This window comes from Paraburkholderia xenovorans, assembly GCF_046030735.1.
GTDB lineage: Bacteria > Pseudomonadota > Gammaproteobacteria > Burkholderiales > Burkholderiaceae > Paraburkholderia > Paraburkholderia xenovorans_A.
The window spans coordinates 104,672-116,077 of sequence record NZ_JAQQBV010000026.1 but is presented as its reverse complement, the minus strand read 5'-3'; the positions used below and the strand labels follow the sequence as shown (position 1 = coordinate 116,077).

General features: G+C 63.9%; 11 protein-coding genes. 6 read left to right on the top strand and 5 right to left on the bottom strand.

The window, feature by feature from the left end:
- Positions 1-138: 138 nt before the first annotated feature.
- The 3 genes from PQQ51_RS24045 to cysS all read right to left on the bottom strand — a co-directional run bounded on the left by PQQ51_RS24045 (position 139) and on the right by cysS (position 3,752).
- Positions 139-1,110: an acetyl-CoA carboxylase carboxyltransferase subunit alpha gene (locus PQQ51_RS24045; protein ID WP_074283028.1), complete on the bottom strand. Its 972-nt coding sequence runs from the start codon at positions 1,108-1,110 to the stop codon at positions 139-141.
- Positions 1,111-1,233: 123 nt separating this feature from the next.
- Positions 1,234-2,307: a DNA-3-methyladenine glycosylase family protein gene (locus tag PQQ51_RS24040; RefSeq protein WP_408499356.1), complete on the bottom strand. Its 1,074-nt coding sequence runs from the start codon at positions 2,305-2,307 to the stop codon at positions 1,234-1,236.
- Positions 2,308-2,354: 47 nt separating this feature from the next.
- Positions 2,355-3,752, bottom strand: a complete 1,398-nt coding sequence (cysS, locus tag PQQ51_RS24035; protein WP_408499355.1) for a cysteine--tRNA ligase — start codon at positions 3,750-3,752, stop codon at positions 2,355-2,357.
- Between the two features lie 244 nt (positions 3,753-3,996).
- On the opposite strand from cysS, the gene PQQ51_RS24030 reads away from it, so the two are divergent.
- The 4 genes from PQQ51_RS24030 (at position 3,997) to PQQ51_RS24015 (ending at position 6,771) form a co-directional block, all read left to right on the top strand.
- A complete protein-coding gene (locus PQQ51_RS24030; protein ID WP_408499354.1) occupies positions 3,997-4,725 on the top strand; it encodes a tetratricopeptide repeat protein in 729 nt (242 codons plus the stop codon).
- An 84-nt stretch (positions 4,726-4,809) separates the two neighbouring features.
- Positions 4,810-5,391 (top strand): peptidylprolyl isomerase, encoded by a 582-nt coding sequence (locus PQQ51_RS24025; protein WP_408499353.1) that lies wholly within the window; start codon positions 4,810-4,812, stop codon positions 5,389-5,391.
- A 38-nt stretch (positions 5,392-5,429) separates the two neighbouring features.
- Positions 5,430-5,924, top strand: a complete 495-nt coding sequence (locus tag PQQ51_RS24020; RefSeq protein ID WP_408499351.1) for a peptidylprolyl isomerase — start codon at positions 5,430-5,432, stop codon at positions 5,922-5,924.
- A gap of 49 nt (positions 5,925-5,973) precedes the next feature.
- Positions 5,974-6,771, top strand: a complete 798-nt coding sequence (locus tag PQQ51_RS24015; protein WP_408499350.1) for a UDP-2,3-diacylglucosamine diphosphatase — start codon at positions 5,974-5,976, stop codon at positions 6,769-6,771.
- 15 nt (positions 6,772-6,786) lie between these two features.
- On the opposite strand, the gene cysE is transcribed toward PQQ51_RS24015, so the two are convergent.
- Together cysE and PQQ51_RS24005 are read right to left on the bottom strand one after the other, a co-directional pair.
- Positions 6,787-7,635, bottom strand: coding sequence for a serine O-acetyltransferase (gene cysE, locus PQQ51_RS24010; protein ID WP_408499349.1), 849 nt, complete (start codon positions 7,633-7,635; stop codon positions 6,787-6,789).
- A 226-nt stretch (positions 7,636-7,861) separates the two neighbouring features.
- Positions 7,862-8,692 carry an RNA methyltransferase gene (locus PQQ51_RS24005; protein ID WP_408499348.1) on the bottom strand — a complete coding sequence of 277 codons (831 nt, stop codon included), beginning with the start codon at positions 8,690-8,692 and terminating at the stop codon, positions 7,862-7,864.
- Between the two features lie 240 nt (positions 8,693-8,932).
- On the opposite strand from PQQ51_RS24005, the gene PQQ51_RS24000 reads away from it, so the two are divergent.
- Together PQQ51_RS24000 and lplT are read left to right on the top strand one after the other, a co-directional pair.
- Positions 8,933-9,736 (top strand): inositol monophosphatase family protein, encoded by an 804-nt coding sequence (locus tag PQQ51_RS24000; protein WP_408499347.1) that lies wholly within the window; start codon positions 8,933-8,935, stop codon positions 9,734-9,736.
- A 238-nt stretch (positions 9,737-9,974) separates the two neighbouring features.
- Complete coding sequence (lplT, locus tag PQQ51_RS23995; protein ID WP_408499346.1) at positions 9,975-11,273, top strand: lysophospholipid transporter LplT; 1,299 nt, start codon at positions 9,975-9,977, stop codon at positions 11,271-11,273.
- The last annotated feature ends 133 nt before the right edge of the window (positions 11,274-11,406 follow it).

Genomic DNA, 11,406 nt, shown 5'->3' with positions numbered 1-11,406 from the left:
GGCCTATACCCCCGCCCCCGGGCCCGGCCCCCCCCCCCCGCCCACAACCGGGGGGGGGGGGGCGGGCGAATCTGCTGGGATGGGGTTCACGTCGCTCGCGCGCGCCGCGCTGAAAGACGAAAGAGAACGCGCGCGGGCTTACGCACCCGGCGTCGTTTCCTTGAACTTGCCGTACGACATCAACCGTTCGAAACGGCGTTGACGCAGGTCGTTGATGCTCATGCCCTGGAACTGGCGCAGCGAATCGGCGAGCGCACGGCGCAGCATCGCAGCCATGCCCTTCGGATCGCGATGCGCGCCGCCGAGCGGCTCGTTGACGATCTTGTCGATCAGACCGAGCGCCTTCAGACGATGCGCGGTGAGGCCGAGCGCTTCCGCTGCTTCCGGCGCCTTCGCGGCACTCTTCCACAGGATCGACGCGCAGCCTTCCGGCGAGATCACCGAATAGGTCGAGAATTGCAGCATCAACACGCTATCGCCGACGGCAATCGCGAGCGCGCCGCCCGAGCCGCCTTCGCCGATGATCGTCGCGATCAGCGGCGTTTTCAGTTCGGCCATCACATACAGATTGCGGCCGATCGCTTCGGACTGGCCGCGCTCTTCCGCGCCGATGCCGGGGTACGCACCCGGCGTGTCGATGAACGTGAAGATCGGCAAACCGAACTTCTCGGCGAGACGCATCAGACGCTCGGCCTTGCGATAGCCTTCCGGACGCGGCATGCCGAAGTTGCGCAGCGCGCGCTCCTTCGTGTCGCGCCCCTTCTGATGGCCGATCACCATGCAGGCCTGGCCGTTGAAGCGCGCGAGGCCGCCGACGATCGATAGGTCGTCCGCATAATTGCGGTCGCCATGCAGTTCGTGGAAATCGGTGAACAACTCGCTCACGTAGTCGAACGTGTACGGGCGTTGCGGATGACGGGCGATTTGCGACACCTGCCACGGGGTCAGGTTCGCGTAAAGATCTTTGGTGAGCTGTTGACTCTTCTTGGACAGCCGCTCGATCTCTTCCGAAATATCGACGGCCGAATCGTCCTGCACGAAGCGCAATTCTTCGATCTTCGCTTCGAGTTCAGCGATCGGCTGTTCGAAATCCAGAAAGGTGGTCTTCATTGGTTGTAATCCTTGGACTTACCGGCAGCGCGTATTCTAACCGCGCTCGCCGATGTCAAAACCGTCTCGCAACTATCGATTTCTGCATTCGATAGTTTCGCGGACGACCTCGCTTCTTGTTCTTCAGTAGTCGACCGGCAACGGATCCAGACTACGCCACATATACCAGGTGGCGACGGTGCGCCACGGCTCCCAGTTCGCCGCGACCTCGCGCGCTTCGCTGCGCGTGACCGGCTCGCCGCTGAAATAGTTGACGCTGATCGCGCGGATCAGGCCGAGGTCGTCGAGCGGCAGCACATCGGGGCGCGACAGATTGAAGATCAGGAACATCTCCGCGGTCCAGCGGCCGATGCCGCGAATCTGCGTAAGCTCCGCGATCACCGCCTCGTCTTCCATCGACGTCCACTTGCCGACGTGCAGCGCGCCCGACACGAAATGCTGCGCGAGATCGAGCACGTACTCGGCCTTGCGTTTGGACAGCCCGCACGCGGTCAGCTTCTCCTGACCGAGCCTGATGAACTGCTGCGGCACGAGCTTCGGACAGGCCGCTTCGACTTTCGCCCAGACCGCCTGCGCGGACGCAACCGAAATCTGTTGCCCGACCACCGAACGTGCGAGCGTGACGAACGGATCGCCACGACTCAACAGATGCACGGGACCGAATTTCGGAATCAGTTTCTTCAGAATGCGGTCGCGCTTGACGAGGTCCGCACACGCCTTGTCCCAATACGCGGGGCGCGTGACTTCAGGCGTGAGGCCGCCGATCTGCACCGGCACCACCGCTTCGCTCGCGCCGGCCGCTTCGCCACCCGTACTCGACGACGCACGCGTCTTGCGCACGACTTCGATCTCATGCCCTTCCGTGGTGACGCGTGCGAGTTCCTGCACGTCGCCGCTCAATGCTTCCGGCAACACGCCGTTGCTTTTCGCACGCGATGTCTTTGCGCGCTTCGCGGCAGGCGCAGGCGCCGATGCGCCATTGAGCGCGCGCTTCGCCACCGCCTTCTTTGCGGCACGGGTCGCGGCACCCGTTGCGGCACTCGCGCCGGTCGTGGCCGCTACCCCGGAAGACTTCGACGAAGCTTTCTTTACCGTACCGCTTGCGCCGCGTGCCGACGTACGTGTCGACTTGACCGCGGCTGCTGCGGTTGATTGAGACGCGGCGCGTTTAGCCGGCGTCTTCGTGGCCGTTGCCATCCTGCCTCCTGCCTGGCGAGTCGATCAGAGGGAACAACGAGGTGCGCTCACACGCGCCGCCACTCGGTCGCCCCGCCGGGTTTGTCTTCAAGTGCAACGCCGGCCTCGAGCAATTCGGCCCGGATCCGGTCTGCTGCCGCATAGTCCTTCGCCTGCTTGGCGGCCACGCGCGCGGCGATCTTCGCTTCGATCGCGGCGGGCTCGAGCGCGCCTTCGACGGCCGCGCCCGCTGCCTGCTGCAGGTATGCACGCGGCTCGCGCCCGAGCAGTCCGATCACCGCGCCGAGTTCGCGCAATTGACGGGCCAGCGCGGGGTCGCGCGTGCGGTTGACTTCGGTTGCCAACTCGAACAGCACCGAGACCGCGACCGGCGTGTTGAAGTCGTCGTTCATTGCCGCCTGGAAACGCTGCGCGTGCGCTTCGTTCCAGTCGAGCGGCGCGCCGTCGGACGTGACATCTTTCAGCGACGTGTACAGACGCGCCAGCGCATTGCGGGCGTCGTCGATATGCACGTCGCTGTAGTTCAGCGGCGAGCGGTAATGCGCGCGCGCGATGAAGAAGCGCACGACCTCGGCATCGTACTGCGCCAATACTTCGCGGATCGTAAAGAAGTTGTTCAACGACTTCGACATCTTCTCATTGTCGATCTGCACGTAGCCGTTGTGCATCCAGTAATTCACGAAGGTTTGGCCGGTAGCGGCTTCACTTTGTGCAATTTCGTTTTCGTGGTGCGGAAACTGCAGGTCCTGACCGCCGCCGTGAATGTCGAACTGATCGCCGAGCAACGTGCAGCCCATTGCCGAGCATTCGATATGCCAGCCGGGACGGCCGCGGCCGTACTTCGACTCCCAGCCGGTGTCGGCCGGCTCGTCGGGTTTTGCCTGCTTCCACAGCACGAAGTCGAGCGGGTCCTGCTTCGCGTCGTTCGCGGCAACGCGCTCGCCCGCGCGCAGATCTTCGAGCGACTTGCCAGACAGCTTGCCGTAGCCCTTGAACTTGCGCACCGCGTAGTTCACGTCGCCGTCGGCCGCCTGATACGCGTAGCCGTTCGCTTCGAGCGCCTCGATCATGCCGAGCATCTGCGGAATGAAATCCGTGGCGCGCGGTTCGAGGTCGGGACGCTGGATGCCTAGCGCGTCCGCGTCTTCATGCAATGCGTCGATGAAGCGATCGGTCAGCGACTTGATCGTCTCGCCGTTCTCGACTGCGCGCCGGATGATCTTGTCGTCGATGTCCGTGATGTTGCGCACGTAGGTCACGTCGTAGCCGAGCGTGCGCAACCAGCGCTGCACGATGTCGAACACGACCATCACCCGCGCATGACCGACGTGGCAATAGTCATACACGGTCATCCCACAGACGTACATCCGCACGACGCCTTCTTGCAGCGGCACGAAAGTTTGCTTCTCACGCGCGAGCGTGTTGTAGATGCGCAGTGATTCCATAGAGAACGGTGCGTGGGCCGAAAGAGATCCGCAATGTGTTGTGTGCGAGAGGCGCCCCGCGAGCCGACAACGGGTGTGACCTGTACTGCAACCTGCACAGCAGCAAACCGGTGCGCCGGGTGCGGCGCTCAGGCTGCGATCATGGCGGAGACGACCACGAGTGGCGAAAGACAGTATGCGGTTCGACGGAACGCGCAGACCTTTTGTTAGAATGGGTCGGAGTATAACATCCAGACCTGAGCCTATGAAACCTTCCAGCGGCCGCGCGCGCAGCGCTGCGACCCTCGCCGCGACGGCATTCTGCGCCGTCGTTCTCACGGTCTTGCCGGGCGCCTCGGCCTACGCGCAGAAAGCTGCCGCGATGCCCACCGGCCCCGCCGTGCGCGACAATACGCCCGAGATCGACGCGTCGATTACGCAGAAGAACTGGCAAGCATCGCTCACCCAGCTCGACGCGCGCATCGCATCGAACCCGCACGACGCGCAGGCCAAATTCAAACGCGCCACCGTGCTCGCCCATCTGAATCGCGACGACGACGCGATCGCCGCCTTCACCGAACTCACGCAGTTGTACCCCGAACTGCCCGAGCCGTACAACAACCTTGCTGCGCTCTACGCAAAGCACGGCCAGTACACGGAAGCGCGCGCCGCACTGGAAACGGCCACCAAGGTGAACCCGGGCTACGGCCTCGCGTACGAAAATCTCGGCGACCTGTATCTGCGCATGGCCAATGAAGCGTACCGCCGCGCGCAGGGTCTCGGCAAAGCGAGCGCCACGACCACGCAGCGCCTCGCCGACATCCAGAAGATCGTCTCGCCGCCGAAAACCGTCACGCCGGTCAGAAAGGCCGCCGCCGCAACGGATGATTACACGTCGCGCGCCACGTCGAACATGACGGAAACGCCGAGCTTCCAGTACGGCGGCCCGACCGGCTCGCTCGCCATGCCGCCGTACATGGCGCCGTCGAGATAAAGCTGCGCCGGCTTCAGCAGAATCGCACCCGGAATTCATTTTCAGATTTTCGCCAATACGTTTTTTCCAACCCTGAGGATCTTCATGAAATGGTTGATGTTGGCGCTCGGCAGCGCCGCCCTGATCGCAAACGCCCCCGCCTTTGCCCAGAACGGTTCGCAGGCCGCGCATCCGTCCGTGCTCTTCAAGACGACGGAAGGTGACATTCGCGTCGAGTTGTATCCTGAGAAAGCGCCGAAAACCGTCGCCAACTTCCTCGACTACGTGAAGTCCGGCCAGTACAGCGGCACGATTTTTCATCGCGTGATTCGCGGCTTCATGATTCAGGGCGGCGGCTACACGCAGAGCTTCGCTGAGAAGCCCACGCGCGCGCCGATTCCGCTCGAAAGCCGTAACGGTCTGAAGAACAGCGTCGGCACGCTCGCGATGGCGCGCACCAGCGATCCGAATTCGGCCACCGCGCAGTTCTTCATCAACACGGTCGACAACGCCGGCCTCGACTATCCGAATCCGGACGGCAACGGCTACGCGGTGTTCGGCAAGGTCACGAGCGGCCTCGACGTCGTGAAGAAAATCGAGGGCACGCCCACCACCACGCGCGGCCCGATGAGCGATGTGCCGCAAAAGCCGATCGTGATCGAGTCGGCTACGGTGGTCGGCAAGTAACGCAACTTTTATCCACCCGTTCATCAAAGGATTCCATCATGGTTGAACTGCATACGAACCACGGCGTCATCAAACTCGAACTCGACGCTGAGAAGGCACCGAAGTCGGTTGAGAACTTTCTCAACTACGTGAAAGCCGGCCACTACGACAACACGGTGTTCCACCGCGTGATCGACGGCTTCATGATCCAGGGCGGCGGTTTCGAGCCGGGCATGAAGCAGAAGCCGACGGCTGAAGCGATCACCAACGAAGCGAACAACGGCCTGAAGAACGTCAACGGCTCGATCGCGATGGCTCGCACGAACGACCCGCATTCGGCTACCGCGCAATTCTTCATCAACGTGAACGACAACGACTTCCTGAACCACTCGTCGCCGACGCCGCAGGGCTGGGGCTACGCGGTGTTCGGCAAGGTGGTCGAGGGCCTCGACATCGTCGAGAAGATCAAGAAGGTCAAGACGGGTTCGAAGGGCTTCCATCAGGACGTGCCGGTGGACGACGTCGTGATCGAAAAGGCCGTGATCGTCGACTAACGTTTTTTACGAAGCGTCGACCCGTTCGAACCGATATCAGGCACCTTCAATGCTGCAAGAAACGCCGCTGCGAAGCGTCGCCGCGGGCGTGCCTGGCGAGGGCAAACGCCCGCACGCCGCACGCCCGTTTTATTTCCTCTCCGATATTCATCTGAGCGAGGCGATTCCGCGCACGGTCGCCGCGTTCGAGCACTTCATCCGCGTCACCGCCGAGCAGGCGGATTCGGTCTTCATTCTCGGCGATCTGTTCGAGTACTGGATCGGCGACGACATGCTCGTCGAGCCGTTCGTCGCGCGGATGGCGGCCCTGCTGCACACGCTGTCCGAGCGCGGCATCGCGCTCTATATCATGCACGGCAACCGCGACTTTCTACTGGGCAAGCGCTTCATGAAAGCGGCCGGCGCGATCTGGCTGCCCGATCCGTTCGTGATCACCGCGTTCGGCACGCGCGTGGTGCTCGCGCATGGCGACGGGCTGTGCACCGAGGATCGCGGCTATCAACTGTTCCGCGGTTTTGCGCGCGGCCGTATCGCGCAGACGCTGTTCCTCGCGTGGCCGTTTCGCTGGCGCCACGCACTCGCCGAACGGATGCGCTCGAAAAGCCAGCAAGGCCGCTCGCGTCCGGTGTCGCCGAAGTACGACGTGACGCGTCAAGGCGTTGCGGCGTTGTTCAAGTCGACCAAAACCGCGACGATGATTCACGGGCACACGCATCGGCCCGCGCGTCATCGCGAACCCGACGGCGTGCGTTGGGTGTTACCGGATTGGGATCTCGACCACGGCGAGCGCCGTGGCGGTTATCTGCGAATCGATGCAGAAGGGATTCGGGCGTTGCCGCTCGATTGAGCGGTGTGCGGCGCGTCAACGCTCCGCCACGGCCCCTTCCACTTTCCCCGCGATCGCGGCCGACAGACGCCGCAGATCGAGCAACGCCGCGTCGGCGCCTTGCAAACCTTCGAGGCTCGTGCCGAGCCGCTCCAGCGCGACGACGATTTCATCGATACGTTGCGCCTGGGTCGCCGCGTGGTCGATCAGACCGTGGATCGCCAGCGACACCGGATCGTCCGCATTCGGCGTGATCCCATACGCGCAGAACGCGCTGCGTTCAGGCGCGGCTTGGGTGTCATTTTTCGCATCCCGATTCACGCGCGGCGCACCGGAAGCCGCCCCCGCAGACACCGCCACGGCAGCCGCCGCCGGCACGATGATCCGCGCCGGATTACCCACCGCCGTACCGCGCGCCGGCACCGGCTTGGTGACCACCGCGTTCGAACCGATCTTCGCGTCCGCGCCGATCGTGAAACCGCCGAGCACCTTCGCCCCCGCGCCGACGATCACACCGCGCTCGAGCGTCGGATGACGCTTCGCGCCGCGCGTGAGCGACGTGCCGCCGAGCGTCACACCCTGATAGATCGTGCAGTCGTCGCCGATCTCCGCGGTTTCGCCGATCACGACACCCATCCCGTGATCGATGAACACGCGCCGCCCGAGCGTCGCGCCCGGATGAATTTCGATGCCGGTCATGAAGCGCGCCATCTGCGAGACGAAGCGCGCGAGCCAGCGGCGCTGCGCGCGCCAGCATGCATGCGCGAGCCGGTGCAACACGAGCGCGTGCAAACCCGGATAACACGTGAGGACTTCCCAGGCGCTGCGGGCGGCGGGATCGCGCTCGCGGATCGTGGCGATGTCTTCGCGAAGTCTCGTGAACATGACAGGGACCTGGGTTTGGGGGATGTAAAAACCGCCGGCGCTCGACACCACGCGCGACGGCTCGCGATCGTATCCGCATAGCAGATCGACAGCTTTGCTTAGAACGTTTCGAGCGATTGTAGGACGAACGCGGAAAAACCTGCGGCAAGCCCACGCTGCCGACAAGGTCGTCAGCGTCCGGTATCGTGGGGCGCGTGCGGCACCCGCGCTCTTGCCCGGCCGCCGCTTAAGACGCGTCGCCGCCAGGACGGCGGGTCTTGAGCAGAATGTGCTTGGCGATGCCGCGCACGATATTCACCTCTTCGCGCTCCAGCCCCGAGCGCGCGAACAGACGCCGCAGGCGCGACATCAGCTTTTTCGGATTGGCAGGATCGAGAAACTCGAGCGCGACCAGCGCGCTTTCCAGATGCGCGTACATGCTCTCGATTTCGTCGCTCGCCGCGCGGGCACCGAGCGGCTCGCCCTGCTCTGCCGTTACCGAAGGCGCAGCCTGCGAAACAGGATCCTGGCCAGTCAGATACGCGGTGCGCAACTCATAAGCCAACACCTGCACGGCCTGCGCGAGATTGAGCGAGCTATAGGCCGGATTGGCCGGAATATGCGCGAGCGCGCTGCAGCGCTCGACATCCTCGTTCGACAAACCGGTGCGCTCGTTGCCGAACACCAGCGCGATCTCGCCGTGCAGCGCCTGGTCGCGCGCGATGCCCGCGGCGGCACGCGGCGTCCATTGCGGCGGACCGTATTCGCGCAACCGCGCGGTCAGCGCGATCGACCAGTGCACGCCGGCGAGCGCATCGGCGAGCGTCGGCACGACGTGCGCGGTGGCGAGCACGTCGTCCGCGCCGCTCGCCATTGCAATCGCTTCCGGGTCGCTCTGCACATGCGGCACGCGCGGCGCCACCAGCACCAGACGCGCAAAACCCATGGTCTTCAACGCACGCGCGGCAGCGCCGACATTGCCCGGATGACTCGGCTCGACGAGCACGAAACGCGTCGACGTGAAGCCGCCGCGCAGATCGGCGACGGTCGGATCGGAAGAATGGTGGGTATGGTCCACGATGGCGTTGAGCAAGCTAAAGAACGCGTATGGTAGCGCCAACGATGCGCCACTCAGGTAAAATACCGATATTCGCGTCCAGCTTTGCATGGTCGCCCCGTTCTTATTCAATTCGTCTCCGTCGGCGGAATGCGCACCGTGTCTTGTACCGGGCGGGCGTTCCGTGCTGTTTCCGCGCCTGTCTGAGGGCGCTTTTTACCGGTCAGCAGCCGTGCTGCCCCGGCACAAGGATCCAGTCTCATGCATCCCATGCTCAATATCGCTGTGAAGGCCGCGCGCCGCGCAGCCCAGATCGTCAACCGCGCGTCGCTCGACCTCGATCTGATCCAGGTCAGCAAGAAACAGCACAACGATTTCGTCACGGAGGTCGACAAAGCGTCTGAAGCGGCAATCATCGACACGCTGAAGACCGCCTACCCCGATCACGCGATCCTCGCCGAAGAATCCGGCAAGTCGGACAACGAGTCCGAATATCAGTGGATCATCGATCCGCTCGACGGCACCACCAATTTCATTCACGGCTTCCCGTACTACTGCGTGTCCATCGCGCTTGCGCACAAGGGCATCGTCACGCAGGCCGTGGTCTACGATCCCACCCGCAACGACCTGTTCACCGCTTCACGCGGCCGCGGCGCGTTCCTGAACGACCGCCGCATTCGCGTGGGCAAGCGCGACCGTCTGGCCGACGGCCTGATCGGCACCGGCTTCCCGTTCCGTGAAAAAGACGGCCTCGAAGCCTACGGCCGCCAGTTCGCCGAAATGACCGAAGCCTGCGCCGGCCTGCGCCGTCCGGGCGCGGCCGCGCTCGATCTGGCGAACGTCGCCGCCGGCCGCATGGACGGCTTCTTCGAACAGGGTCTGAATGCGTGGGACGTCGCCGCGGGCAGCCTGCTGATTACGGAAGCCGGCGGTCTGGTCGGCAACTACACGGGCGACTCGGACTTCCTGCACGTCGGCGAAATCGTCGCGGGCAATCCGAAGGTGTACGCGCAGATGGTCCCGATCCTGTCGCGCTACAGCCGCACGCGTCAGCAAGCGGCTTGAGGTAAGGCCGAGCGCGGCCCGGGTCCGATGCGGCCACGCGGAGCGGCCCAGGTCCGACAGGAAATTCAAGAGGAAGCGGCTTCGGCCGCTTTTTCGTTGGCGCACCGGCATGCGCGCGGCGTTCGTGCTACAAAGCGGGAGGCCGCGCCGGCATCGACACGACACGCCGGGTGTGTTTCGCGCGTTTTCCATCGCGCCCGCTTCGCGCGAATCACCCGCGCAGCTTCCGACCCGCTTCATGAAAAAAGGCTTCTACACAATCATTGCGGCGCAATTCATTTCGTCGCTGGCGGACAATGCACTGCTGATCGCCGCAATCGCGCTGCTTTCGGTGATCCGGTCGGCCGCGTGGGTCACGCCTCTTCTGCAGATTTTCTTCACCGTTTCTTACGTGCTGCTCGCACCGTTCGTCGGCGCATTCGCCGACTCGATGCAAAAGCGCCACGTGATGTTCGTCTCCAACGCACTGAAGGCGAGCGGCTGCCTGATGATGATCTGCGGCGTTCATCCAATGATTGCGTACGGCGTGGTCGGCTTCGGCGCGGCCGCGTATTCGCCGGCGAAATACGGCATTCTCACCGAACTGCTGCCCGCGGAAAAACTGGTCAAGGCGAATGCGTGGCTCGAATCGGCCACCGTTCTGTCGACGATCGTCGGCACGATGGTCGGCGGCGCGCTGATCAGCACGCTCGCCGACCGCTTCGTCGCGCATGCGCATTGGCCGCTGATCCGCTCGTCCGCCGATCTGGCGATGTTCGCGGTGATGCTCACCTATGCGATCGCCGCCGCGATCAACATCTTCATTCCCGACACCGGCGCGCGCTATCCGAACCGCCTCAGCGAACCGAAGAAGCTGGTCGGCGATTTCTATCATTGCTTCAACGTGCTGTGGGCCGACAAGCTCGCGCAGATCGCGCTGTGGGTCACGACGCTGATGTGGGGCGGCGCGGTCACGCTGCAACTGCTGGTGCTCAAATGGGCCAACGTGAACCTCGGCTTGACGCTCTCGAAGGCCGCGGTGATGCAAGGCGTGACGGGCCTCGGCATCGCGGTCGGCGCGGCGGGGGCGGCCGCGCTGATTCCGTTGCACAAATCGTTGCGCGTGCTGCCGGTCGGCATTGTCACGGGGCTTGTCGCGATCGCGGTGGCGTTCTACAACAAGGACCTGTTTCCAGCGGGCGCGGGCATTCGCATCGGTACTTACGTGCTGCCGATCTACATCCTGTTCGCGTATCCGCTGATGATCCTGCTCGGCGCGCTGTCGGGCTTTTTCATCGTGCCGATGAACGCGATTCTGCAGCATCGCGGCGCGACGCTGCTGTCGGCCGGACACTCGATCGCCGTGCAGAACTTCAACCAGAATCTGGCCGTGCTGCTGATGCTCGGCGCGTACGCGCTGCTGCTGACCGCGAAGATGCCGGCGCAGTGGATCATCGTCGTGTTCGGCAGTTTCATCACGTTCATGATGTGGCTCGCGAAACGGCGCAGCGCGGTGAACGAGCGCACGGTGAACATGCGGGACATGGTCGGGGAATGACGGCTTTGGCGCGCTGCGTGCCGCCTTCGTGCAAATTTTCGCGCCGCACGCGGCGGTATGCCGTTCGCTTTCGCGATTGGCCGTCCGGCCAGGGTCCGCGCGCGGTGCCGGCAGGTTAAACTCACGCCCTGAA

Coding starts and splice junctions, on each gene's coding strand:
- PQQ51_RS24045 (WP_074283028.1), bottom strand. CDS start 1,110: ATGAAGACCACCTTTCTGGATTTCGAACAGCCGATCGCTGAACTCGAA.
- PQQ51_RS24040 (WP_408499356.1), bottom strand. CDS start 2,307: ATGGCAACGGCCACGAAGACGCCGGCTAAACGCGCCGCGTCTCAATCA.
- cysS (WP_408499355.1), bottom strand. CDS start 3,752: ATGGAATCACTGCGCATCTACAACACGCTCGCGCGTGAGAAGCAAACT.
- PQQ51_RS24030 (WP_408499354.1), top strand. CDS start 3,997: ATGAAACCTTCCAGCGGCCGCGCGCGCAGCGCTGCGACCCTCGCCGCG.
- PQQ51_RS24025 (WP_408499353.1), top strand. CDS start 4,810: ATGAAATGGTTGATGTTGGCGCTCGGCAGCGCCGCCCTGATCGCAAAC.
- PQQ51_RS24020 (WP_408499351.1), top strand. CDS start 5,430: ATGGTTGAACTGCATACGAACCACGGCGTCATCAAACTCGAACTCGAC.
- PQQ51_RS24015 (WP_408499350.1), top strand. CDS start 5,974: ATGCTGCAAGAAACGCCGCTGCGAAGCGTCGCCGCGGGCGTGCCTGGC.
- cysE (WP_408499349.1), bottom strand. CDS start 7,635: ATGTTCACGAGACTTCGCGAAGACATCGCCACGATCCGCGAGCGCGAT.
- PQQ51_RS24000 (WP_408499347.1), top strand. CDS start 8,933: ATGCATCCCATGCTCAATATCGCTGTGAAGGCCGCGCGCCGCGCAGCC.
- lplT (WP_408499346.1), top strand. CDS start 9,975: ATGAAAAAAGGCTTCTACACAATCATTGCGGCGCAATTCATTTCGTCG.